Annotated in this window: 22 protein-coding genes; 6 read left to right on the forward strand and 16 right to left on the reverse strand. The window is 71.1% G+C overall.

The features are described 5' to 3' along the window. Positions 1 to 262: 262 nt before the first annotated feature. The 8 genes from cobT to E2651_RS08335 form a co-directional block, all read right to left on the reverse strand. A complete protein-coding gene (cobT, locus tag E2651_RS08300; RefSeq protein WP_135330379.1) occupies positions 263 to 4,003 on the reverse strand; it encodes a nicotinate-nucleotide--dimethylbenzimidazole phosphoribosyltransferase in 3,741 nt (1,246 codons plus the stop codon). Positions 4,004 to 4,357: 354 nt separating this feature from the next. After that, positions 4,358 to 5,569, reverse strand: a complete 1,212-nt coding sequence (cbiE, locus tag E2651_RS08305) for a precorrin-6y C5,15-methyltransferase (decarboxylating) subunit CbiE (protein WP_135330380.1) — start codon at positions 5,567 to 5,569, stop codon at positions 4,358 to 4,360. 118 nt (positions 5,570 to 5,687) lie between these two features. Continuing rightward, positions 5,688 to 6,332, reverse strand: a complete 645-nt coding sequence (locus E2651_RS08310; RefSeq protein ID WP_135330381.1) for a GNAT family N-acetyltransferase — start codon at positions 6,330 to 6,332, stop codon at positions 5,688 to 5,690. Between the two features lie 135 nt (positions 6,333 to 6,467). Beyond that, positions 6,468 to 7,295, reverse strand: a complete 828-nt coding sequence (locus tag E2651_RS08315; RefSeq protein WP_135330382.1) for a MetQ/NlpA family ABC transporter substrate-binding protein — start codon at positions 7,293 to 7,295, stop codon at positions 6,468 to 6,470. A gap of 2 nt (positions 7,296 to 7,297) precedes the next feature. Then, positions 7,298 to 8,137 (reverse strand): MetQ/NlpA family ABC transporter substrate-binding protein, encoded by an 840-nt coding sequence (locus tag E2651_RS08320; RefSeq protein WP_135330383.1) that lies wholly within the window; start codon positions 8,135 to 8,137, stop codon positions 7,298 to 7,300. Positions 8,138 to 8,237: 100 nt separating this feature from the next. Further along, complete coding sequence (locus tag E2651_RS08325; protein ID WP_135330384.1) at positions 8,238 to 8,957, reverse strand: methionine ABC transporter permease; 720 nt, start codon at positions 8,955 to 8,957, stop codon at positions 8,238 to 8,240. Next, positions 8,954 to 10,018 carry an ATP-binding cassette domain-containing protein gene (locus tag E2651_RS08330; RefSeq protein ID WP_245238668.1) on the reverse strand — a complete coding sequence of 355 codons (1,065 nt, stop codon included), beginning with the start codon at positions 10,016 to 10,018 and terminating at the stop codon, positions 8,954 to 8,956. The genes E2651_RS08325 and E2651_RS08330 overlap by 4 nt, the downstream gene beginning before the upstream one ends. 401 nt (positions 10,019 to 10,419) lie before the next feature. Beyond that, positions 10,420 to 11,067 (reverse strand): HAD family hydrolase, encoded by a 648-nt coding sequence (locus E2651_RS08335; RefSeq protein ID WP_135330385.1) that lies wholly within the window; start codon positions 11,065 to 11,067, stop codon positions 10,420 to 10,422. Between the two features lie 71 nt (positions 11,068 to 11,138). On the opposite strand from E2651_RS08335, the gene E2651_RS08340 reads away from it, so the two are divergent. Then, entirely contained in the window at positions 11,139 to 11,498 is a 360-nt protein-coding gene (locus tag E2651_RS08340; RefSeq protein ID WP_135330386.1) for a hypothetical protein, read from the forward strand. A 1-nt stretch (position 11,499) separates the two neighbouring features. Beyond that, positions 11,500 to 11,937 (forward strand): hypothetical protein, encoded by a 438-nt coding sequence (locus E2651_RS08345; RefSeq protein WP_135330387.1) that lies wholly within the window; start codon positions 11,500 to 11,502, stop codon positions 11,935 to 11,937. A gap of 84 nt (positions 11,938 to 12,021) precedes the next feature. Here the strand turns inward: E2651_RS08345 and E2651_RS08350 are convergent, their stop codons facing one another. The 3 genes from E2651_RS08350 to E2651_RS08360 form a co-directional block, all read right to left on the reverse strand. After that, positions 12,022 to 12,525 (reverse strand): GNAT family N-acetyltransferase, encoded by a 504-nt coding sequence (locus tag E2651_RS08350; protein ID WP_135330388.1) that lies wholly within the window; start codon positions 12,523 to 12,525, stop codon positions 12,022 to 12,024. A 37-nt stretch (positions 12,526 to 12,562) separates the two neighbouring features. Next, complete coding sequence (locus E2651_RS08355; protein WP_135330389.1) at positions 12,563 to 13,078, reverse strand: sigma-70 family RNA polymerase sigma factor; 516 nt, start codon at positions 13,076 to 13,078, stop codon at positions 12,563 to 12,565. A 116-nt stretch (positions 13,079 to 13,194) separates the two neighbouring features. Further along, positions 13,195 to 14,382, reverse strand: coding sequence for a glycerophosphodiester phosphodiesterase (locus tag E2651_RS08360; RefSeq protein ID WP_135330390.1), 1,188 nt, complete (start codon positions 14,380 to 14,382; stop codon positions 13,195 to 13,197). A 453-nt stretch (positions 14,383 to 14,835) separates the two neighbouring features. On the opposite strand from E2651_RS08360, the gene E2651_RS08365 reads away from it, so the two are divergent. Continuing rightward, the gene (locus E2651_RS08365; RefSeq protein ID WP_245238670.1) at positions 14,836 to 15,456 is read left to right on the forward strand and encodes a lysophospholipid acyltransferase family protein; all 621 of its coding nucleotides are present in this window, start codon (positions 14,836 to 14,838) and stop codon (positions 15,454 to 15,456) included. 29 nt (positions 15,457 to 15,485) lie between these two features. Here the strand turns inward: E2651_RS08365 and E2651_RS08370 are convergent, their stop codons facing one another. The 5 genes from E2651_RS08370 to E2651_RS08390 form a co-directional block, all read right to left on the reverse strand. Then, the gene (locus tag E2651_RS08370; protein ID WP_135330392.1) at positions 15,486 to 17,027 is read right to left on the reverse strand and encodes an MFS transporter; all 1,542 of its coding nucleotides are present in this window, start codon (positions 17,025 to 17,027) and stop codon (positions 15,486 to 15,488) included. Next, on the reverse strand, positions 17,024 to 17,575 hold the full coding sequence (locus E2651_RS08375; protein WP_245238672.1) for a TetR/AcrR family transcriptional regulator: 552 nt from the start codon (positions 17,573 to 17,575) through the stop codon (positions 17,024 to 17,026). Before E2651_RS08375 ends, E2651_RS08370 begins: the two co-directional genes overlap by 4 nt. Before the next feature lie 92 nt (positions 17,576 to 17,667). Further along, positions 17,668 to 18,642: an aldo/keto reductase gene (locus tag E2651_RS08380; RefSeq protein ID WP_135330394.1), complete on the reverse strand. Its 975-nt coding sequence runs from the start codon at positions 18,640 to 18,642 to the stop codon at positions 17,668 to 17,670. An 88-nt stretch (positions 18,643 to 18,730) separates the two neighbouring features. Continuing rightward, positions 18,731 to 20,158, reverse strand: coding sequence for an argininosuccinate lyase (gene argH / locus E2651_RS08385; RefSeq protein WP_135330395.1), 1,428 nt, complete (start codon positions 20,156 to 20,158; stop codon positions 18,731 to 18,733). A gap of 45 nt (positions 20,159 to 20,203) precedes the next feature. Next, the gene (locus E2651_RS08390; protein ID WP_135330396.1) at positions 20,204 to 21,400 is read right to left on the reverse strand and encodes an argininosuccinate synthase; all 1,197 of its coding nucleotides are present in this window, start codon (positions 21,398 to 21,400) and stop codon (positions 20,204 to 20,206) included. Positions 21,401 to 21,568: 168 nt separating this feature from the next. On the opposite strand from E2651_RS08390, the gene E2651_RS08395 reads away from it, so the two are divergent. From E2651_RS08395 to E2651_RS08405, 3 genes are all read left to right on the forward strand, one after another. Continuing rightward, entirely contained in the window at positions 21,569 to 22,156 is a 588-nt protein-coding gene (locus E2651_RS08395) for a pyridoxamine 5'-phosphate oxidase family protein (protein ID WP_135330397.1), read from the forward strand. A 3-nt stretch (positions 22,157 to 22,159) separates the two neighbouring features. Beyond that, the gene (locus E2651_RS08400) at positions 22,160 to 22,888 is read left to right on the forward strand and encodes a L,D-transpeptidase family protein (RefSeq protein ID WP_135330398.1); all 729 of its coding nucleotides are present in this window, start codon (positions 22,160 to 22,162) and stop codon (positions 22,886 to 22,888) included. Positions 22,889 to 22,986: 98 nt separating this feature from the next. Beyond that, positions 22,987 to 23,952, forward strand: a complete 966-nt coding sequence (locus E2651_RS08405) for a bile acid:sodium symporter family protein (RefSeq protein WP_167828739.1) — start codon at positions 22,987 to 22,989, stop codon at positions 23,950 to 23,952. The last annotated feature ends 44 nt before the right edge of the window (positions 23,953 to 23,996 follow it).

Raw genomic sequence — 23,996 nt, forward strand, 5'->3', positions numbered from 1 at the left:
GGTGGGCAGGGGCTGCGGGACGGCTGGCCGCCAACAGGGGCTGGGCAACGGGTGAGCAGAGGCTGCGGAACGGCTGGCCGCCAACAGGGGCTGGGCAACGGGTGAGCAGAGGCTGCGGAACGGCTGGCCGCAAACAGGGGCTGGGCAACGGGTGAGCAGAGGCTGCGGAACGGCTGGCCGCCAGCGGGGGGATCAACGGGTGGGCAGGCCGCCGAGCGCCTGCCCACGCGGCGTCGAGGCGTGTGGGCAGGCGTTCGCGGGGCTACTTTTCCGTTACCCCGGCCGAGTCGAACGTGGCCACCTCGTGCATTGCTCGGGCCGCGCTCTGGACCACCGGGAGGGCCAGGAGGGCGCCGGTTCCCTCGCCCAGGCGGAGGTCCAGGTCGACCAAGGGGCGCAGGCCCAGCTTGTTCAGGGCCGCCACGTGGCCCGGCTCCGCGCTGCGGTGGCCCGCGATGCAGGCCGCGAGGACCTCGGGGGCGATGGCGCGGGCGACCAGGGCCGCCGCGCCGGCGCTCACGCCGTCCAGGATGACGGGGGTTCGGAGGGAGGCTCCGCCCAGGAGGAGGCCGACCATCGCCGCGTGTTCCAGGCCGCCGATCGCCGCGAGGACGCCGATCGGGTCGGCCGGGTCGGGCTTGTGGAGGTCCAGGGCGCGGCGGACCACCTCGACCTTGCGGGCGTGCATCTCGTCGTTGATGCCGGTGCCGCGGCCGGTGACCTCCGCCGCGTCCACGTCCGTGTAGACGGAGATGAGAGCCGCGGACGCCGTCGTGTTCGCGATGCCCATCTCGCCGGTGAGCAGGGCCTTGTTGCCTGCCGCAACGAGGTCGCGGGCCGTCTCGATGCCTACCTCGATCGCAGCCTTGACCTCCTCGCGGGTCAGCGCGGGGCCGGTCGTCATGTCCGCCGTGCCCGCGCGCACCTTGCGGGGCAGCAGGCCCGGCGTCGCCGGGAGTTCACTGGCCACGCCCACGTCGATGACGCAGACCTCGGCGCCCACCTGGTTGGCGAAGGCGTTGCAGACCGCGCCGCCGCCGAGGAAGTTGGCGACCATCTGGGCCGTCACCTCCTGGGGCCAGGCCGTGACGCCCTGGGCGTGCACACCGTGGTCGCCCGCGAAGATCGCGACGGCCGCGGGCTCCGGGATCGGCGGCGGGCACTGCCGGGAAAGGCCCGAAAGCTGCGCGGAGATGATCTCCAGCATGCCGAGCGCGCCCGGCGGCTTCGTCATCCGCTTCTGCCGCTCCCACGCCTCGCCGAGCGCCTTCGCGTCCAGCGGGCGGATGTTGGAGACCGTCTCGGCGAGCAGGTCGTGCGGGTCCTCGCCGGGCAGCGCGCGTCGGCCGTACGTCTCCTCGTGTACGACCCACGAGAGCGGGCGGCGCTTGGACCAGCCCGCCTGCATCAGCTCGGGCTCCTCCGGGAACTCGTCGACGTATCCGACACAGAGATAGGCCACGACCTCGAGGTGCTCGGGCAGGCCGAGGGTCCTGACCATCTCGCGTTCGTCGAAGAAGCTGACCCAGCCGACGCCGAGACCCTCGGCGCGCGCCGCGAGCCACAGATTCTCGACGGCCAGGGCCGAGGAGTACGGGGCCATCTGCGGCTGCGTGTGGCGGCCCAGGGTGTGGCGGCCGCCGCGGGTCGGGTCGGCGGTGACGACGATGTTCACCGGGGTGTCGAGAATGGCCTCGATCTTCAGTTCCTTGAACTGCTTCGCACGGCCCTTGGGGAGCGACTTCGCGTACGCGTCCTTCTGGCGCATGGCCAGTTCATGCATGGTGCGGCGGGTCTCCGCCGAGCGGATGACGACGAAGTCCCAGGGCTGCGAGTGGCCGACGGACGGCGCCGTGTGGGCCGCCTCCAGGACGCGGAGCAGGACCTCGTGCGGGATCGGGTCGCCGCGGAAGCCGTTGCGGATGTCGCGGCGCTCGCGCATGACGCGCAGGACGGCCTCGCGCTCGGCGTCGTCGTAGCCGGGGGCCGCGGCGGACTCCGCCGGGTGGGTCGGCTGAGCCGGGTCCACGGGCTCGGCGGGCTCTGCCGCCTGGGCGGGAGCGGTCTCGTCCGTGGGCTCGACGGGGGCGGCGGGCTCGGCTTCGGCTGCCGCTTCCGCTTCGCCTCCAGCCGCCGCTTCCGGTTCGGCTGCCTCGGCCGCGGGCTCCGGTGCCTCAGCGGCGATCGGCTCTTCTGCCGTGTCCGGTACGGGAGTTGCGGCCATGTCCGGTACGGGCGTCGCCGTCGCGGAGTCCCCGGCGTCACGCGGGGCGGGAACGGTGGCCGCCGGCTGCGGTGCGGGCTCGGGGGCCTCGGCGGTCGCGATGACCTCGGGGATCTCGGGAACCTCGACGACCTGGGGGGCCTCGACGACCTCGACGGGGGCCGGGGCCTCCGGGGTGCCCGGCGTCTCGGGGGCGTCGGCCTGCGGTGCGGGCGCGGGCGCCTCCGCCTCGGCGGCCGGCTCGGGCTCGGCGGGCTGCTGGGCCTCGAAGTGCTCCGGGGGCACGGCCACCGGCTGCGGGGGCGTCGGTGCGAGGTGCGGCGTGGACGGTACGGAACCCTCGACCGGCACGAACTGGCCGAGCGGCGCGGGCGCCGGGGCCATCGGGGCGTCCGTGTGCGGGACGGCCTGCGGGATCTGCGGGCCCTGCCCGGCGTGCGGGAGGTGCCCGCCACCCGGAACCGCTGCGTCCGCCCAGGGCTGCGCGGCGGCCACGGCGAACTGCTGCTGACCGGCGGCCGCTTCGTGGGCGGGCACGCCTACGGCCGACAACTGCGCGTCTTCGGGGGCGAGCGGGAACTCCTGGCTCGCCTCCGGCACGGGCACCTGCTGGTCCGCGACCGGCGGCAGCACGGCCTGGCCGGTGGCCGCCGGCTGATCGGCGTCCTGCGCACCCGGGACGTCCAGCGCCTCGGCGGCGAACGCGGGCTCACCGCCGTCCGCGGCCTGCGGGAAGGCGGCCGCGGGCGGTCCTGCGACGGGCGTTGCCGTTGCGGCGGGCGTGGGTTCGGGCAGCTCGGCGGCGGCCGGTGCGGGCTGCGGTGCCTCGGGCGCGAGTACGTCCGGCGTGCTCTGCGGGACCTGTGCGTCCTGCGCGACCGGCGCGGCCTGTGCGTTCTGTGAGTTCTGTGAGTTCTGTGAGTTCTGAGGTGCGGGTGTGGCGTCCGGGACGACCGTTTCTGCTGGTGCGACCGACTGCCCGTGCTGCGAAGGCTGCGAAGGCTGCGAAGGCTGTGCGAACTGCTCGGCCTGCTCGGCCTGTCCGACCTGCTCGGCCTGAGGCTGCGGCGTCCACGGTGTCGCCCCCTGCGGCGGGATCTCGCCGAGCTGCGGACCCGGCAGTATCCCCTCGCCGTCACGCGGGATGTCGAGGTACTCGGGGCCGACGGTCGGCGGCCCCGCATGCCGCGCGGGCACGGCGTGCTGCGGCGCACCGGCGGGCCCGCGGTCGGCGAGCGAACGTACGGGGCTGCCCGTGCCGTCGGGTACGGCGGGGCCCGACGGCCCCCGGTACAGCGGCCGGCGGGCGGGACCGGCGTGCGAGGCGGGCGCGGGGCCCGTCGCGCCGGGCAGCTGGACGCCGTTCAGATCGACCGAGCCGCTGTCACGGCCCGCCGTCTCGTGCGGGCCCGGCTGGTGCGCGGCCTGCGCCTGCGCGAGCTGCGCTTGCGCGGCCTGCGCCTGCGCGACCTGCGGCTGCACGGCCACGGGCTGGCCGCCCAGGGACGGATCGGCCACGGGCTGCTGATCGCTCCCCTGCGGGGCGACGGCATAGGCGGCGCCCTGCGCCTGCTGCGGTGCCGTCTGCGGCTCGCTCCAGGCGCCCTGCGCGCCCGGCATCAGGAGCAGGTCGTCGTCCTCGGCGGAGGCGACTCCCCCGGCGGGATTCTCGGAGGGGTCGAGGTAGGTGTACGCACCCGGGGCGGCGACGCCCGGCTGCTCCACCAAGCCTGCGTTCTCCGGCAGTCCCTCGGCCGGGACCTGGCCGGTGTCGGTCATGCTTAACCCCTCGCCCATCGGTTAGTGCTTCTTCGACCGTCCCGCGGCCTTCGGCCGGGGAAGCCCCATTGCCCGGAGCGGCGCACCAACCGCCCGTCATTCTCAACGAGCGTGCGCGCCGCGCGGCACGAACCGCGTACGGACAACAGGCATTGTCCCGTTCGGCCTGCCGTCATGGCAGCTTGATCCGCGACGGCCCGCTGTGGACTGCGCCACGTTGCGCGCCCTCCGGTCATGCCGTACCACACACCCCCCAAAACGGGCGAGTTTTCCGGACATTGACCAACTAATCGCCGGACACCCTGGTGCGGTACAACGATCGGCCAGCCTACCTCGCGCCTTGCGGTGGCAGGGTCACGGGGCGCGATCGGGCAGCATCCCGGACAGCAGGAAGACGACGGTCCGTTCGCGCTCCGTCCACGCGCGCGTGTCGAGCTCGACAGACTGCAGCAGGGCGCACTCCACCGCGTATCCGTGCTCCGTCAGGTCCCTGCCGATGAGTTCGGCCTCGTCACGCGTCGACGCGTGCGTCACGATGCGCGCAGGGCGGCGGTCGGCGACGGCGGAGACCACCGCGGCTCCCCCGCCCCCGACGCGTACGACATCGGGTTCGGGCAGGTCTTCGAGGATGTACGGGGCCGTGCCCTGCACGATCTGTGGCTGTACGCCGAAATGGCGGGAAACGGCCGTGGTGCGGGCGCAGGCGTCGGGGTCGCGGTCGACGGCGATGACCGCAGCGCCGAACCGGGCGGCCTCCGCGGTGAAGGCGCCGCTGCCGCAGCCGATGTCCCAGACGAGGTCGCCCACGCGCGGCCCGGTGCGGGCGAGTTGGGCGGCCCGAAGACGGTCGCTCTCGCCCTCGCCGAGCTGGGCGTCGCCGCCGTACGCCGCGGCGGGCAGCGCCCAGCCTCGCGGGGCGCCCGGGTCGCGCCCCGCGATCCAGCCGGTGTCGGACGCGGCGACCGGGCCGCCGATGACGATGACGACGTTCGGGTCGCGCCAGGTGTGGTCGGCGGCCTTGTCCGAGGTGAGGACGGTGACCTGTTCGCGCTCGGTGCCGAGCTCCTCGCAGATCACGAAGGTGCGGTGGACGCCCTGGAGGAGCAGGCCGAGCTCGGCGGGGCCCGCGCCGGGCGAGGTGAGGACGGCGACCTTGGTGTGCGCGCGGCAGACGTTCACGGCCCGGCGCAGGGTGCGCGGGTGGGCGACCACGACCTGGGCGTCGTCCCAGGGCATCCCGGCGCGGGCGAAGGCCTGGGCGACGGAGGAGACTGCGGGCACGACCTCGACCTCGAGGCCGAATTCGGGGGCGCGCAGGGTGCGTACGACACCGAAGAAGCCGGGGTCGCCGTCGGCGAGGACCACGGCGGTGCCGCGGTGGGCCGCTATCCGGCGGGCGGCCAGGCTCACGCTGCCCAGGCGGATCCGTTCGGCGGCCGGGGGCACTTCGGCGAGGGCCAGGTGGTGGGCGGCGCCCGCGACGAGGGTGGCGGCGCCGAGCGCCGAACGCGCGGCGGCGGTCAGCGGCGAGCCGTCCCAGCCGATCACCGTGACGCGGTCGGCCATCTTCGTCGGTCTCCTGGGTTCTCGCGGGTCGGCAGTGCGGGCCGGTTAGGTGCAGGGGGCAACCGCGCCTGCGGCCAGGGGCGAGCGTACCTGGTGGGACGCGGCAGCGGCCGGGGGGTCAGTTCCAGTCGGAGAACGCGCTGAACCCGCTGTCCGCGAGCTGCTCGCCGACGCCCTCCAGGTCCTCGGGGAGCAGGCTCCACACGATGAGGTCGGTCCGGACGTCGAGCCAGCCGCCGAACGGATCGCCGCCGTTCCTCGTACGCGCTATCCAGGCGCCCCGCAGGACGCCCTCGCTGATGCAGCCGATCTTCTGCGCGACCTGCTGGGCGGCGGTGTTGTCGGCGGCGGTGCGCAGCTCGATGCGCTCGAAGCGCTGGTCGTTGAAGAGCCACTGGGCGGTGGCGAGCGCCGCCTCCGATGCGTAGCCCTCGCCGCGGGCCCAGGGGGCGATGACGTAACTGAGTTCGCTGGAGCGCACCCGCCAGTCGGTGTCCCGCAGTTGGACGATGCCGACCAGGCGCTGGGTGAGGAACTCGGTGACGGCGAGGACGATGCCGCGGCCCTCGGTGCGCTCGGCGGGCGCGAGTTCGGTGATCCAGCGGCGGGCGTGGGCCTCGGTGTAGGGCGCGGGCACGGACGTCCAGGCGGTGACCAACTCGTCGTTCATCATCTCCGCGTACGCGGAGACGTCGGCGTCCTCGAACGGGCGCAGCACCAACCGCTCCGTGCTGATGGAGATGTCGGGGAAGGTGGTAGTCATGCGCTGCTCCGTAACCTGGAACCCTCGGGCCTGCTGAAGAGCCCAGCATGCAGCATGTCGCCGCGCAGACGCACCACGGGGTCCGCTCCTTCATCAGGAGAGGACCCCGTGGTGAGGGCGGAAACGGACTGTGCGTCAGCTCGCTTCGACGGGCAGGACGGAGCCCTTGTACTTGTCCTCGATGAACCGCTTCACCTCAGGTGAAGTGAGCAGCTTCGCCAGCTTCTTGACCCGCGGATCGTCCTCGTCGCCCTTCTTGACGGCGAGCACGTTGTTGTACGGGTTGTCCTTGGGCGACTCGAGAAGGATGGCGTCCTTCTTGGGGCTCAAGCCGGCGTCGAGGGCGTAGTTGTTGTTGATGACCGCGGCGTCGACGTCCTGAAGGGAACGCGGCAGCTGGGCGGGCTCCAACGGCTTGATGGTGAGCTTCTTCGGGTTGGACGTGATGTCCTGGGGCGTCGCCGTGCCGCCGACGCCCTTCTTGAGCCCGATGACGCCCTTGGACGCGAGGAGTTGCAGCGCCCGGCCCTCGTTGGTGGTGTCGTCGGGAACGGCGACGGTCGCACCGGCGGGCAGGTCGGCGACGTCCTTCGTCTTCTTCGCGTACACCCCCATCGGAGGCAGATAGACCTCGGTCACCGGCGCGAGATCCGTCTTCTTGGACTCGTTGAAGTCCTTCAAGTACGGGGCGTGCTGGTAGAGGTTGGCGTCGAGGGACCCTTCCTGGAGCGCGGTGTTCGGTGCGACGTAGTCGGTGAACTCCGTGATCCGGAGGTCGAGTCCCTCCTTCTTCGCGAGGTTGTCCTTGATGTACGTGAGGACTTCGCCGGCCGGGGTCGGGGTGGCGCCGACGACGAGCGTGTCGCCGTCGCCGCCTCCCGTGCCCGACTCGGAGCCGCAGGCCGTGAGGCCGAGCGACAGGGCGAGCGCCCCGGCGGCGGCCGCCATGACGGACGTACGCATGATCAGAACGCCGCGACGACGGCGCCGTCGTACTTGTCCTCGATGAACTTCTTGACCTCGGGCGAGGTGAGGAGCTTGGCGAGCTTCTTCACGCGCGGGTCGTTCTCGTCGCCCTTCTTCACGGCGAGGAAGTTGCCGTAGGGGTTGTCCTTGGCCTTCTCGGCGACGAGGGCGTCCTTGGCGGGGCTGAGCGCGGGCTTGGCCTCCAGGGCGTAGTTGCCGTTGATCACCGCGGCGTCGACGTCACCCAGGCTGCGCGGCAGCGTGGGCGCCTCGAGCTCCTTGAACTTGATGTTCTTGGGGTTCTTGGCGATGTCCTTGGGGGTGGCTTCGTAGCCGACGCCCTTCTTGAGCTCGATGAGGCCGTTGTCCGCGAGGAGCTTGAGCGCGCGGGCCTCGTTCGTGGTGTCGTTCGGGACGGCGACGGTGGCGCCGTCCTTCAGGTCACCGAGCTTCTTGAGGCTCTTGGAGTAGACGCCGAGCGGCTCCAGGTGAACCGTGGCCCCGGGGACGGGCACGATGTCCGTGCCGTTCTTCTTGTTGAAGTCGTCCAGGTACGGCTTGTGCTGGAAGTAGTTCGCGAAGACCTCGCCCTGCTGGACGGCGGTGTTCGGCGTGACGTAGTCGGTGAACTCCTTGACCTCGAGGTCGAGGCCGGCCTTCTTGGCGAGGTTCTTCTGGACGTAGTCCAGGATCTCGCCCTGCGGCGTCGGGGTGGCGGCGACGACGAGCTTGCCGTCCTTGTCGCCCGCGGAGTCCTTGTCGGAGCCGCAGGCGGAGAGCCCGAGGGTGAGGGCTCCGGTGGCGAGGACAGCGGTGGTGATCTTGGCGGTGTTACGCACGAAAAGTGCCTTTCTCCATGGATGGTGCTCTGTGGTGCGGCCCCGCGTGGGTGTGCGGGGTGGGTTCAGAAGCCTTCGGGTCTCAAGAAGCCTTCGGGTCTCAAGAGGCCTTCGAGGGCGCGACCTTGAGGAAGCGCAGGCGCGGCGCTGCGCCCGAGCGGCCGCCTCGCTGGTGCAGGCTGCGGGCCGCGTAGTCGCCCGCGAACTGGATGATCGAGATGACCACGGCGAGGATCGCCACGGTGATCCACATCAGTTCGGTCTCGAAGCGCTGGTAGCCGTACCGAAGGGCGAGGTCGCCGAGGCCGCCGCCGCCGACCGTGCCCGCCATCGCGGAGTAGCCGATGAGGGCGACGATCGTCGTGGTGGCGCCGGAGATCAGCGAGGGCAGCGACTCGGGGACGAGGACCTTGCGTACGACGGTCCAGGTGGAGCCGCCCATCGACTGGACGGCCTCGACGAGCCCGCCGTCGACCTCACGGATCGAGGTCTCGACGAGCCGCGCGAAGAACGGGATGGCACCGATGGCGAGCGGCACGAGGGCGGCCTCGCGGCCGATCGTGGTCCCGACGATCCAGCGCGTGAAGCCCATCAGCGCGACCATGAGGATGATGAAGGGCATCGAGCGCACGATGTTCACGATCTGCCCGATCGCCTTGTTGAGGAAGGCGTTCTGAAGGAGACCGCCACGCTCGGTGAGGACGAGCAGAACGCCGAGCGGCAGTCCGGCGACGATGGCTATCAGCGTCGACCAGCCGACCATGTAGAGGGTGTCCCAACAGGCCTGCTCCAGCAGGGGCTGCGTCTCCGACCAGGTCACTTGGCACCTTCCTTGACCAGCAGCGTGGCGTCCTGCGGCACAGGCGCCGCATTGTCGTCGGTCCCGGCGACATCGACCTGAAGGCCCTGCTCGCGCAGGAAGCCGATCGGGACGACGTTCTCCTCGAAGCGTCCCGGCAGCTCGATGCGCATGCGGCCGACCTGCCGGCCCGCGACGGTGTCCATCGCGGCGCCGAGGATCGAGATGTCGATGTTGTACGTGCGCGACAGCTGGGAGATGACCGGCTGGGTCGCGGCCTCGCCGTGGAAGGTCACGTCGACGACGGTGCGGTCCTCTCCCGTGGCCTCGCCGCTGACCGGGAAGAGCGCGGCGGCCAGCTGGGAGCCGGGCGTCGCGAGCAGCTCGGTGACGGTGCCGTGCTCGACGATCTGTCCGCGCTCCATGAGGGCGGCGGAGTCGCAGACGCTCTTGACGACGTCCATCTCGTGCGTGATCAGCAGGACGGTCAGGCCGAGCTGCCGGTTGAGGTCGCGCAGGAGCTGGAGGATGGAGCGGGTGGTCTCCGGGTCGAGGGCGCTGGTCGCCTCGTCGGAGAGCAGCACCTTCGGGTCGCCGGCGAGCGCGCGGGCGATGCCGACGCGCTGCTTCTGGCCGCCGGAGAGCTGCGCCGGGTAGGACTTGGCCTTGTCGGCGAGGCCGACCAGGTCGAGGAGTTCGAGCGCCTTGCGGGAGCGCTCGGCGCCGCTGAGGCCGAGGATCTCCAGGGGCAGCTCGATGTTGTCCTGCACGGTGCGCGAGGACAGCAGGTTGAAGTGCTGGAAGACCATGCCGATACGGCTGCGGGCGCGGCGCAGGTCCTTGCTCGCGCGGCTCCCGCGGCCGGCGAGCGCGGTGAGGTCCTGTCCGGCGACGCTCACGGTGCCGGCGGTGGGACGCTCGAGGAGGTTGACGCAGCGGATCAGCGAGGATTTACCGGCGCCGGACTGGCCGATGACGCCGTACACCTCGCCTTCGCGGACGTGCAGATCGACGCCGTCGAGGGCAGTTACTTCACGACCGCGTGAGCGGTAGACCTTGGTGAGGCCGGAAGTGGTGATCACAGGGGTTTCCGTCACTGTCGAGTGCGCGGCCGGGTGGAGCCGGGCACGGGGCATTCGTGGGGAACGCGGCACGGTTTCTCGCGGTGGCGAAAGGAACCGGAGGACGTGTGCGCGGGGCAGGCTCGCTTCCTACGTCATGTACATCGGGTGTACGTCGCGCAGGGGCGTGGCACAGCGGCTTCGCTTCGGGGCGCGAGGCTCAGGGTGATGCGGGGGCCCTCAGAAGGCGCACATTCGACACATACAACGAGCACCGGGCGTCGTGATCGCCTCGGTCGCAGGGGTGCGGTAGCTCGTCGTGGTCATGCGGACCAGTAAAACACGCGTGCGCTCGCGGCCCACCACCGATGTCCGGTATACGGACAGCCGGTGGACAGGCGCGGACGCCTGCGGGCGGGCCCTCAGTCCCGGGTGGCGATCTCCACGCCACCCGCGATGGCCTGCGCGGACACCGCCGAGAGGTCCTCGACGACGACGTCGGCGGAGAGCTCGTCCGCCTGGTGCGTTGTGGTCAACGCCACGGTCGTCATGCCGGCCGCGCGCCCCGCGGTGAGACCGGCGGGCGCGTCCTCGAACACCACGCAGCGGGCCGGGTCGACGCCGAGTTTCCGGGCGGCGAGCAGGAAGGGCTCCGGGTCGGGCTTGCCGCGCGTTATGTCGTCGGCGGCGATGAGCATCTTCGGGTGGATGCCGACCTCGGCGAGCCGGGCCTCGGCGAGGCGGCGCCCGGCGGAGGTGACGACGGCCCAGCGCTCCGGGGGCAGCGACTCGAGGAGTTCGCGGGTGCCGGGCAGCAGGACGACGCCGCCGGCGACGTCCGAGACCTCGAGCTCCTCGATGCGGGCGACGGCCTCGGCCACGCGGTCGGCGGGCAGCAGATCGGCGATGATCTCGACGGCGGGCCTGCCGTGCAGCTCGACCCGCGCGAACTCCTCGGCGGTGATCCCGTACTCCTGCGCCAGGCGCGTCCAGCAGCGGTACACCGACTCCATGGAGGAGACGAGGGTTCCGTCGTTGTCGAACAGGAGCGCTTCAGCCTGGATCTTCATGGTGTCCGAGCCTACGGGGCACCCCAGGGGTGAGCGCATCGGGTCCAAGGGCCCGTAATAGAGTTCACGGCATGCTTGTTGCCCTGACGATCGCGACCGCCGTGGCCGCGCTCGCGCTCGCCGCGTGGTGCGGTTTCGCCGCCTACCGGGACCAGCCGACCAAGGACTGGCACTTCATCGGGATGGGCGTGGTGTCGTTCCTCGCCACCGTCCAGCTGATCGTGGGCATCGTCCAGCTGGCCCGCGGCGAGGATCCTGAACAGGGCACGACGATCTTCGTGGCGTATCTGATCGGTGCGTTCTCCTGCGTTCCCGCGGCGGGCTTCATGTCGCTTGCGGAGCGCACCCGTTGGGGCTCCATCACCGTCGCCGCCGGTGGCGTGGTCCTGGCCGTGCTCGAAGTGCGGCTCTACGACATCTGGGGAGGCTGAGGTGACGGTGACCGAGCCGGACAAGGACGGGGCTCCCGCCCGCCAGAAGCTCATCACCGGACCCGGCATCCTGCTGGTCTGGCTGTACGGCGTGATGGTCGTCGGCGCCGTGTCGCGCTCCGCCGTGCAGATCTCGTCGGACTTCGACAAGGCCCCGCTCGCGTACACGCTGTCCGCGCTCGCGGGTCTCGTCTACGGCTTCATCACGTACTCGCTCGTCCGCGGCGGCGAGAAGGCCCGCAGGGCGGCGCTGGTGTGCTGCGCCGCCGAGCTGGTGGGCGTCCTCGCGGTGGGCACCTGGACGCTGGTGGAGCCGTCCGCCTTCCCCGACGCCACGGTGTGGTCGGACTTCGGCATGGGCTATCTCTTCATCCCGGTGATCCTCCCGGTCACCGCCATGTTCTGGCTGAACAAGGCGCGGAGGGCGTCCGCCGGTTGAGCCGTTCACTGCGGGCCGGCTGTGGCTGGTCGCGCCCACGCGGCGGAGCCGCACAGTGTCACAGCCCCGCGCCCCTTCGGGGCGCTAAGCCCTGGCCGCGTATGCGCCCGCGATGGCCTCCTTGGCCAGCGTGACCAGCGTCAGGCGCTCATTGACGCGCCGGGTGCCCACAGCCGCGTACCCGTGCTTCCGGTAGAGCTGAAGGTTCTGCTCGCTCCGGTGCCCGGTGAACAGCTGGAAGCACTTGGTGGTGCCGCCCGCGCCGAGGCGCTGTTCTATCGCGTCGAGCAGCCGGCCGCCGAGTCCGTGCCGCTGCATCCGGGGGTGGACGATGAGCTTGTCGATCCGCGCCGTGCCGTCGGGGTCGACCGTGCCGCGCACGGAGGCCACCACCTCGTCGCCGAGCCGCGCCACCAGGACGTCGCCCGCGGCCAGTTCGGCCTTGATGGAGTCGAGGGTCTGTGTGAGCGGCTCGATGGAGTAGTCGCCGTACAGCTCGGCCTCGCTCTGGTAGCACAGGTACTGCAGTTTGAGGATCTTCTCGGCGTCCTGTCCGTCCGCCGCCGAGATCGTCACACTCATGCCCATGTGTGCATGCCTCCCGCTCACCTGCTCCGCCGGTTGTCTAACGCTCCTTTCCCCGCGGTTCAGGAGCTGCAACCTCCGCCGCGAGCATTCTGCGCAGGCATCCCAGGCATCGGGAACGTTCCGGCCCCAGGCTGCCCTGTGACATTCCCAACTCGCCTGCGATCTCCCGGTAGGTGAGGTCCTCGGGGGAGAGGAGTGCGGCCATGAGGCCGGGGCAGCGTCCTGGCAGCCTGCGGACCGCCGCGTACAGGGTGCGGTCCCGGTCGGCCCGCAGGGCGCGCTGCTCGGGGCCGCACTCGATGTCCTCGGCGGGTTCGGTCGCGTACCGCACCTCGCGCTCGGCCGTACGCCGGGTGCGGCCGGCCTCGGCGGCGACGGCGCCGCGCAGCCAGGCGGCCGGGTCGGCGGGCGGGTCGTCGGCGTCCATCCGCTCCAGGAGGCGCAGCCAGACGGCCTGTTCGAGGTCGCCGGGGTCGGTGCCGGAGCCGAGGGCGGCGGCGGACGCCTCGGCGGCGAGGAGCGGACGCAGTGCGGGGATGAGCTGGGTGGTCATGCACGGCGTGACGCGGCCGCCCCGGCGGCAGGTTGCCGGAGCGGCCGTCTCTCACCCCAACCGGGGCCGGGCGATCAGCTGTTGACGCGGGCCTCTGGCGAAGGCCGCTGGGGAGGTCAGCCCTTGAGGAAGTCCTCGCGGGCGAGCAGCGCCGTGTCGCAGTTGTCGGAGAAGACGCCGTCGATGCCCGTCGCGAAGTACGCCTTGAAGGCGCCGAAGGCGTCGCCGTAGGCGTTCGGGTCGGTGCCCTTCTTGAAGTTCGTGGGCAGGAAGGTGTTCTCGTTGCGCATCGTGTACGGGTGCAGGATCAGGCCCGCCGCGTGCGCGTCCTTGACCAGCGTGGACGGGGTGCCGAGGCTGCCGTCCGGGTTCTTCGGGATGACCAGGTCGAGGGTGGGGCCGATGCCCTGCGCGTACGACGCCATCCACGCCAGGCCATCGGGCTTGATGAGGTCGGCGACGGTGCGCGGGTCGCCCGCCTCGACGAAGTCCCAGGGGCGGGAGGCCGCGGTGGACAGGAGCACCACCAGCGGCGCGTCGACCAGCTTGTCCAGGCGCTGGATGCTGCTCGGCTCGAAGGACTGCAGGAAGTTCGGCGCGTCCTTCTTGTGCCGGCCGTACTTGCGCAGGAGCTTGGCGAGCGGCTCCTCAAGGCCGAGGCCCAGCTTGCGGAAGTACGTGGGGTGCTTGGTCTCGATGTGCAGCCAGATCGGCCTGCCGTGCTGACGTCCTTGCTTGTCGGCCCACTTCAGGACCTCTTCGAGGGTAGGCACGTCCCAGCGGCCGTCATAGAGGGTGTTGCGCTGGCGGGTGCCGGGGATGCGCTCCTTGGCGCGCAGCGTCTTCAGCTCGGCGAGCGTGAAGTCCTCGGTGAACCAGCCGGTGAGCGAGGTGCCGTCCACGGACTTGGTGGTCTTGCGGGACGCGAACTCGGGGTGCGCCGAGACGTCCGTCGTCGCGGTGATGTCGTTCTCGTGACGGCATACGAGATGGCCGTCCTTGGTGGGCACGACGTCCTGCTCGATGACGTGGGCGCCCATGTCGAGGGCGAGCTGGTACGAGCCGAGCGTGTGCTCGGGCCGGTAGCCGCTGGTGCCGCGGTGCGCGACGATCGTGGGCACCGGCAGATCCTTGTAACCCCCGTGCCCGTGCTGCGCGTCGGCTCTCGCCACGCCGGGCAGCCCCACGACGGCCGTGCCCGCCCCGAGCACCGCCGCTCCAAGGACCGCGCGCCGCCCCGGCCGTTGCTCCCCCGGCTCCCCCGGCTCCCCCGGCTTCGAATTCCTCGACTTCTGCGTAGCCATTGAGCGCTCCTCCCGATGTGCTGCCTTGCACCTGACAAAGCGGCACGATCGTAGGTGCCGTCGTGTGACGGATGGGAGACCCTGGGCCGAACGGAAGGGTGATGCCGGATGGCTACTGGTGTGCGGGGCCGGATCCGTTCGGTGGGATACGGCGGGACGCGGCGCACGTCACGTCATGGCCGCGCGTGACCGCGGCGCGTGACAAGGACCACTAGCGCGAGCCACTTCTCCCCCACAGGGATACGGTCGTCTCAGGGAGGGCGCCTCAAGGGCAACACCACGCAAACTCAAGTCAACTCTGCGTATCGAGTGCATGAACCCGATGTGCGGTGAGCGGGGACCCGCGAGTATCGTCCTCACCTGCACATACTCGTCGTCGACCCGTTGACACCGGAGGGCCCGTTGTCCCGTCTCGCGCTCATCAAGGCAGTGCTCGGACCGATCTTGCGTCTGATGTTCCGCCCTCGGGTGGAAGGCGCCGAGAACATTCCGGGCACCGGTCCGGTCATCATGGCCGGAAACCACCTCACGTTCATCGACTCGATGATCATGCCCCTGGTGTGCCCGCGTCCGGTGTTCTTCATCGGCAAGGACGAGTACGTCACGGGCAAGGGCATCAAGGGCCGCCTGATGGCCTGGTTCTTCACCGGCGCCGGCATGATCCCCGTGGACCGCGACGGCGGCCACGGCGGTGTCGCGGCGCTGATGACGGGGCGCCGCGTGCTCGAGGAGGGCAAGCTCTTCGGCATCTACCCGGAGGGCACCCGTTCCCCCGACGGCCGCCTGTACCGCGGCCGCACGGGCATCGCGCGCCTCACCCTGATGACGGGCGCGCCCGTCATCCCCTTCGCGATGATCGGCACGGACAAGCTCCAGCCCGGCGGCAAGGGACTCCCCCGGCCCGGCCGGGTGACGGTCCGCTTCGGTGAGCCGATGGAGTTCTCGCGCTACGAGGGCATGGACCGCGACCGCTATGTGCTGCGGGCGGTGACGGACTCCGTGATGACGGAGGTCATGCAGCTGTCCGGTCAGGAGTACGTGGACATGTACGCCACGAAGGCGAAGGCTGCGTAGCTTCTGCCTTCGCCTGCGGGGCGCTCCTCTCAGTGCTCGACGCCGTCCTCCAGCTTCGACCCCTTCAAGAGGAACCACGCCGCCACCGCGGTGGCCAGCAGAACCGCCGCGCCCACCCCCGCCGCGAGGCGAAGGCCGTCGACGAACGCGTCCTGCGCCGAGGCGAGCAGTTCCTGGGACTGCTGGGCCGGGAGGCCCCCCACGGACTCCACCGCGCCACCCAGCGACTCGTGCGCTGCCGACGCCACCTCCGGCGGGGTGCCCGCCGGGGCGGTGAAGTCCCGGTAGACGCCGGTCACGATGGAGCCCAGCAGCGCGATACCGAGGGCCGCGCCCAGTTCGTACGCCGTCTCGGAGACCGCTGACGCCGCGCCCGCCTGCTCCTTCGGCACGCCGGACAGGATGACGTCGGCGGTCACCGTGAACGAGAAGCCCGCGCCGATGCCGACGACCAGGAGCAGAGCTCCCAGGAGCGGATAGCCGGTGGACTGACTCAGGGTGGTGAGCGCCGCGAGCGCGATGCCGACCGCCGCGAGCCCGCCGGCGACCACCGCGCGCACCGAGAACCGCCGCGCGACCATGCCCGCGATCAGACCGGCGGCCACCGCGCCCACCGCGGCGGGCAGTTCGGCGAGGCCCGCCTCGAACGGCGGCCTCCCCTGCACCAGTTGCAGGAACTGGGAGAGGAAGAAGACCAGGCCGGACAGGCCGAGGATGGTCAGCAGGTCGGCGAGCACCGCCGCGGAGAACCCCCGGTTGCGGAAGAGGCGCATGTCCAGGAGCGGCGCGGTCAGCGTGAGCTGACGGCGTACGAACCAGGTCAGCGCGGTCACGCCGAGCAGGCCCGCCGCGGCGACGTCCCAGCGCAGACCGTGCGCCGCCGCCTCCTTGACGGCGTACACGATGGCGATCATGCCGATGAGCGAGAGCACGACGCTGATCAGGTCCCAGGGACCCGGCGCCGGGTTCTTCGACTCGGGCAGGAGCTTGATGCCGACCAGGACGAGGACGGCCATCACCGGCAGGTTGATCAGGAAGACCGAGCCCCACCAGAAGTGCTCGAGCAGGAACCCGCCGACGACCGGACCGACGGCGGCGCCCGCCGAGGCCATCGCGCCCCAGATGCCGACGGCGAGGCTGCGCTCGCGCGGGTCGTGGAAGATGTTCCGGATCAGCGCGAGCGTGGACGGCATCAGCGTCGCACCCGCGACACCGAGCAACGCGCGGGCCAGCATGAGGAATTCGGGTGTGGTCGCGTAGGCGTTGAGCACGGAGACCGCGCCGAAGGCGACGGCTCCGGTCAGCAGGAGCTTCTTGCGGCCGATGCGGTCGCCGAGGCTGCCCATGGAGACGAGCAGACCGGCGATGACGAACGAGTAGATGTCGCCGATCCACAGCAGCTGCGTGCCGGACGGCTCGAGGTCCTCGCTGATGTACGGCGTCGCGAGGCCGAGGACGGTCGCGTCGACGGCGACGAGGAGCACGGCGAGCACCAGCACGGCCAGCGCGAGCCAGCGCCCGGGGCTGCGCTCCACCTCCGCCTGGGAGGTCCGCTGTTGGGTGCTGGTCATGGTTCCACTCTCCGTTGCGCGCCGCCGATCAACAGCTCGGCGATCATGTATGAGAAATCCTTGGCGGCCACGCGGCCGTCCAGTACGGCCCAGGCGCCCGAGCCGACGAGCCCGTAGAGCGCCTCCGTGAGCCAGGCGGGGGTCAGGTCGATGCGGAACTCGCCGCCCTCTTGGCCGCGCCGGAAGAGCGCGGCCACGTAGGCGTCGAGGCGGGACCAGCCCTCGTGCTGCGTATCGCCCTCGAAGAGCTGGTTCTCGGTGACGAGGAACGCGAGCAGTCCCGCCGCGGGCTCGATCTCCTTCACCAGGCGGCGCAGCGCGTCGCTCGCGCTGTCCTCGTCGAGCCGGGCCGCGTCGATGGCCGCCTCGAACTCCTGGATGCCGAGCTCCTCGAGGGCTCGTACGAGGGCGTCGCGCCCGGCGAAATGCCGGTGCAGCGTGGCCCGGCTGATCCCCGCCGCGCGGGCCACCTCGTCCATCGTGGCGGAGCCTTTGCGGGTGAGGAGCGCCGCGGCGCTGCGCAGCACCTGGTCGCGATCGACTGACATGAGACAACCATAAGCCATGTGAGACAAATTTGTCTCACGAGATATGAATGACTCTCACCGGCGGGTCACCAGTCAGTCACCGGCGGGGCCGGTCAGTTCCAGGGCAGCTGCCCGCGCCGCTCCCAGTACACGGCGGGCTCCTCCACGAGCCCCGCGAGCCGTTCCAGCTGCTCCGCGTCGAGGTCGACGGCCGCCGCGTGCAGATTGGAGACGAGCTGGACCGAGGTGGCCGCCCCGGACAGGACGACGCCCGCCCACGGCTTGCGCAGCGCCAGGGCGAGGGCCACCGCGTCGCAGCCGAGCCCGGTCGCGTCGGCGACCTCGCGCAGGGCGGCCGGGGCGTGCTCCCCCGCGAGGCGGCCGTTGGCCATGCCCTCCTTGACCAGGACCGTGAGCCCCGCGTCATGGGCCTCGGCGAGCGCCGGTTCGGCCGAGGTCTCCAGGGCGTTGTACGTGGCCTGGACCGTACGGAAGAGCGGCTCGCCCTCGACGGTCACGGCGAGCGCGGCACGGATCGCCGCCGCCTGTTCCGGGCCGCTCACCGAGAGGCCCACCGTCACTCCTTCGGCCGCGAGGTCGGCGAGCCTGGCGTGCAGCTCCTTGTCGCCCAGGGCCGGGCTCTCGGGCGTGACGGAGTGGATCTGGTAGAGGTCGAGCCGGTCGCCGAGCAGTTCGGCGCTCTCCTCGCGCTGACGGACGTACGCGGCGACGCTGTGGTCCTTGACCTCGTGCGGGCCGTCCACCTCGGTGTGCCAGGCGGCCGTGTACGTATACCCCCACTTGCTGCCGACGACGACGTCCCGGATGTCGGGCCTGGCGTGCAGCCAGTCGGCGAGGAACTCCTCGGAGCGGCCGTAGGAGCGCGCCACGTCGAAGTAGCGGACCCCCGACGCGTAGGCGGCGTCGAGGAGTTCGAGGGTGCGCTCGCGCAGGGCCTCGACGCTGCGCGAGGGCGGCAGGTCGGCGTCGCGGCCGAGCGTGATGTAGCCGGGCCTGCCGATGGCGGCCAGGCCGAACCCGATGTGCGCGGTGGGGGTGGTCGCTGCTGCCAGACGGGCGAAGGGCATCGCGGGCTCCGTTCGGTCGGCTCCTTGCGGATGGCGACCAACGTAACCCGCGATGCCCCAAGTCGACGCGGCCGGCGAGGCGCTTGCGCTACTTGCGCGCCGCGGCCCACTCCTGCTGCACGGTCAGGTCGGCCTTGACCTCGGCGAGCTGGGCGGCGACGGCCGACGGCGCGGTGCCGCCGCGGCCGTTGCGGGACGCCAGAGCGCCGGGGACGTTCAGGACGGTGCGCACCTCGGGGGTGAGGTGCTCGGAGATCTTGGCGAACTGCTCGTCCGTCAGCTGGTCGAGCTCGATGCCGTGCGCCTCGCACTCCTTGACGCACTCGCCGGCGACCTCGTGCGCGACACGGAACGGCACGCCCTGCTTGACCAGCCACTCGGCGATGTCCGTGGCGAGCGAGAAGCCGGCCGGGGCCAGCTCCTCCATGCGCTCGCGGTGCACGGTCAGCGTGGCCATCATGCCGGTGAAGGCGGGGAGCAGGACCTCCAGCTGGTCGCAGGAGTCGAAGACCGGCTCCTTGTCCTCCTGGAGGTCGCGGTTGTACGCGAGCGGGAGCGCCTTGAGGGTGGCCATCAGGCCCGTCAGGTTGCCGATGAGGCGGCCCGACTTGCCCCGCGCCAGCTCGGCGATGTCGGGGTTCTTCTTCTGCGGCATGATCGACGAGCCGGTCGAGAAGGCGTCGTGGAGGGTGACGAAGGAGAACTCCTTCGTGTTCCAGAGGATGATCTCCTCGGCGATCCGGGAGAGGTTCACGCCGATCATCGCGGTGATGAAGGCGAACTCCGCGGCGAAGTCCCGGGATGCCGTCCCGTCGATGGAGTTGCCCGCGCTGCCGTGCTCGAAGCCGAGGTCCTTGGCGACCGCCTCCGGGTCGAGACCCAGGGACGATCCGGCGAGGGCGCCCGAACCGTACGGTGACACGGCGGTCCGCTCGTCCCACTGCCGCAGGCGCTCGGCGTCCCGCGAGAGGGACTGGACGTGGGCAAGGACGTGGTGGGCGAAGAGCACCGGCTGGGCGTGCTGGAGGTGCGTGCGCCCCGGCATGGCGACGTCCGGGTGCGCCTCGGCGAGGCCCACGAGCGCGCCCTGGAGGTCGGCGATCAGACCGCCGACGATCCGGGCGTGGTCCCGCAGGTACATCCGGAAGAGCGTCGCCACCTGGTCGTTGCGCGACCGGCCCGCGCGCAGCTTGCCGCCGAGGTCCGGGCCGAGCCGCTCGAGCAGACCGCGCTCCAGGGCGGTGTGTACGTCCTCGTCGGCGATGGTGCCCACGAACGAGCCGTCGGCGACATCGGCCTCGAGCCGGTCGAGCCCGGCCAGCATGCGGGTCAACTCGTCCTCGGTGAGCAGCCCCGCCTTGTGGAGCACGCGCGCGTGGGCGCGGGACCCCGCGATGTCGTACGGCGCGAGGCGCCAGTCGAAGTGGACCGACGCGGAAAGCTTCGCCAGGGCCTCGGCGGGCCCGTCGGCGAACCGTCCGCCCCAGAGCCGGACGTCACCGCTGTTGCTGCTCACTGCACGTGCTCCTTGAAAGGGGTAGTTACGAGAGGTCCCGTCGGGCTATGCCCGCAATTGACGCTGCGCCGCGATCTTGGACGAGAGACCGAAGATCTCGATGAAGCCCTGCGCCTTGGACTGGTCGAAGGTGTCGCCCGAATCGTAGGTCGCGAGGTTGAAGTCGTAGAGGGACTCGCCGGACTTCCGGCCGGTGACGACGGCGCGGCCGCCGTGCAGGGTCATCCGGATGTCGCCGGTGACGTGCTGGTTGGCCTCGTCGATGAAGCCGTCCAGGGCGCGCTTGAGCGGGGAGAACCACAGGCCGTCGTAGACCAGCTCGCCCCATCGCTGCTCGATCTGCCGCTTGTAGCGGGCCAGTTCGCGCTCGACGGTGACGTTCTCCAGCTCCTGGTGCGCGGTGATGAGCGCGATGGCGCCCGGCGCCTCGTACACCTCACGGGACTTGATGCCGACGAGCCGGTCCTCGACCATGTCGATCCGGCCGATGCCCTGCGCGCCCGCGCGCTCGTTGAGCTGCTGGATGGCCTGCAGGACGGTGACGGGGCGACCGTCGACGGCGACCGGGACGCCCCGCTCGAAGGAGATGACGACCTCGTCGGCCTCGCGCGGCGTTGCGGGGTTCGAGGTGTACTCGTAGATGTCCTCGATCGGCGCGTTCCAGATGTCCTCCAGGAAACCCGTCTCGACGGCCCGTCCGAAGACGTTCTGGTCGATGGAGTACGGGGACTTCTTGGAGGTGGCGATCGGGAGCTGCCTCTCCTCGCAGAAGGCGATCGCCTTGTCCCGCGTCATCGCGTAGTCACGGACCGGGGCGATGCACTTCAGGCCGGGGCCGAGGGCGGAGATGCCGGCCTCGAACCGCACCTGGTCGTTGCCCTTGCCGGTGCAGCCGTGGGCCACGATCCCGGCGCCGTGCTTCTCGGCGGCGGCCACGAGGTGCTTGACGATGGTCGGCCGCGAGAGGGCGGAGACCAGCGGGTAGCGGTCCATGTAGAGGGCGTTGGCCTTGATCGCCGGGAGGCAGTACTCCTCGGCGAACTCGTCCTTCGCGTCCGCGACCTCGGCCTCCACGGCACCGCAGGCGAGCGCGCGCTTGCGGATGACGTCCAGGTCCTCGCCGCCCTGGCCGACGTCCACGGCGACGGCGATGACCTCGGCGCCCGTCTCCTCGGCGATCCAGCCGATGGCGACGGAGGTGTCCAGACCGCCTGAATAGGCGAGTACGACGCGCTCGGTCATGGCTTTCTCCTCACGGTGCGGTCGCGTTACAGTGCGTTCTCCTTATGCATGAGTATGCAGTGCTCCGCATGATTCGTCAATCCGGTCACACCACGCCGAGGCCCACGAAGTCATTAGACAGGCGAAGAATTAGACAGACGAAGGATCTTTGGCGAATAATCCTTAGGCATGGGAAAGACTCACGAACGCATAGACGGCCGACTCCGCACCTTCATCGAGGCACAGCCCATCTTCTTCACCGCGACCGCGCCGCTCGCGGACGACGGCACGATCAATCTCTCCCCCAAGGGCCTGACCGGATCCTTCGCGGTCATCGACGAACTCACCGTCGCCTACCTGGACTTCGCGGGCAGCAACGCGGAGACGGTCGCCCATCTGCGCGAGAACGGCCGCATCACCCTGATGTGGTGCGCCTTCCAGGGCCCGCCCAACATCGTCCGGGTGCACGGGCGCGGCGAGCCCGTCTTCCGCGACGACCCGCGCTGGGCGGAGCTGCTCGGGCACTTCCCCGACATCGACCCCACCCCGCACGGCCTGCGCGCGATCATCGTCGTGACGGCCGAACTCGTCCGTGACACCTGCGGCTACAACGTTCCCTTCATGTCGTACGACGAGGACCGCGATCTGCACGCCAAGCGCTTCGGGCGCGAGGACGACGCGTCGCTGAGCGCGTACTTCACCAAGAAGGAGCACATCGCGCAGAGCATCGACGGCCTGCCGGGCCTGCCGTTGCCGCTGCCGCCGCTTACCGTCTGAGTCATGCGCCTACGTGCCGCCGCTCTCGCGTCCGCAGCCCTGCTCGCCACCGCCGCGACCCTGGGAGCCGCGCCCGGTGCATCCGGCTCCGGCCCCGCTGCCGGGAGGCCGCTCCCGGACCGCATGGCCGACACCGGCGGCGGCACCCAGCTCATCACCGCACGGGCCGCGCACACCGGCTCCACCACCGGCACCGTCACGTGGTGGGACCGGCGCGCGGGGCGGTGGACGAAGGCCGGCTCGGCGGCCGCGCGGTTCGGCGCGAAGGGCCTGACGGAGGGCGGTACGCGCAAGCAGGGCACGAACACGACGCCCACGGGCCTCTTCCGCCTCCCCTACGCCTTCGGCATCGACCGCGCACCGTCCGGCACGGACTACGCCTACCGCCGCGTGACGAAGAAGTCCTGGTGGTGCCAGGACAACAACTCCCGCTCCTACAACCGCTGGACTCAGCCACGCCCCGCCGACTGCCGCGCCACCGAGTCCGAGCACCTCATCACGTACGACCCCCAGTACGCGCACGCCCTGGTGATCGGCTTCAACTACGACCGCCCGGTGCGCGGGCGCGGCGCCGGAATCTTCCTGCACGTCAACGGGCGCGGGGCGACGGCGGGTTGCGTGTCGGTCTCCGGGGATGCGATGCGACGGATCCTGCGGTGGGCGGATGAGGGGCGGCGGCCGCACATGGCGATCGGTACCGCGTCGGGGGCTACGGCGATCACTCGCTACTGAGCACGGCACGCACGGCACGCACGGCACTTACGTAGGTGTAGCGACCACATATCGAGACGCGGTTGCGTCCACCCTCCACGGCGGCGTTGCATCGCCGGGTGCAAACCGAACAGACGATCCCCAACTCGACGGAGAGCGGCGACAAGGCGGCCCGGCTCGCCGTCACGGTCTTCCCCGTCCTCGTGCTCGCCGCCGGCGCGCTCGGCCTCGCAGCGCCGGACACCTTCGAGGGCTGGGGCACGAACGTCCCGTACCTCCTGGGCCTCGTGATGTTCTGCATGGGACTCACGATGACCCCGCTCGACTTCCAGGGCGTCGTCAAGCGGCCCTGGGCCGTCGCGCTCGGCTTGGTCGCGCACTACGTGATCATGCCGGGGCTCGGCTGGCTGATCGCCCACGCGCTCGGCCTGTCACCGCAGTTGGCGGCCGGCGTGATCCTGGTCGGCTGCGCGCCGAGCGGCACCGCATCCAATGTCGTGACCTATCTGGCGCGCGGCGACGTGGCCCTGTCCGTCTCGGTGGCCACCGTCTCGACCGTGCTCGCGCCGCTCATCACGCCGCCGCTGACGCTGCTCCTCGCGGGCGAGTATCTGCCGGTGGACGCGGGGTCGATGGTCACGGACATCCTCAAGACCGTGCTGCTCCCGGTCATCGCGGGCCTTGTCGTGCGGCTGCTCTTCGGGCGCTACATAGGTCGGGTGCTCAGCGCGCTGCCGTGGTTGTCCGCCCTGACCATCGCCGTCATCGTGGCGATCGTCGTCGCGGGCAGCGCGGCCGCCATCAAGTCGGCGGCGCTGCTGGTCTTCCTGGCGGTCGTGCTGCACAACGGGCTCGGGCTGGCACTGGGGTACGGCGCGGGGAAGCTGGCGCGGCTCGGGCCGCCCGCATCCCGGGCCATGGCCTTCGAGGTGGGGATGCAGAACTCGGGCCTCGCGGCGTCGCTCGCCACGGCCCACTTCAGCCCGCTCGCGGCGCTGCCCGCCGCGGTGTTCTCCGTGTGGCACAACGTGTCGGGGGCGTTGGTCGCCGCGTGGATGTCGCACCGGGCGCGGCGGACGGGCTGAAATTCAGCCCGTCCGGCGTTTGAGGACGAACTCGGCGAAGCCGG

The organism is Streptomyces sp. MZ04 (assembly GCF_004684775.1).
Taxonomy (GTDB): domain Bacteria; phylum Actinomycetota; class Actinomycetes; order Streptomycetales; family Streptomycetaceae; genus Streptomyces.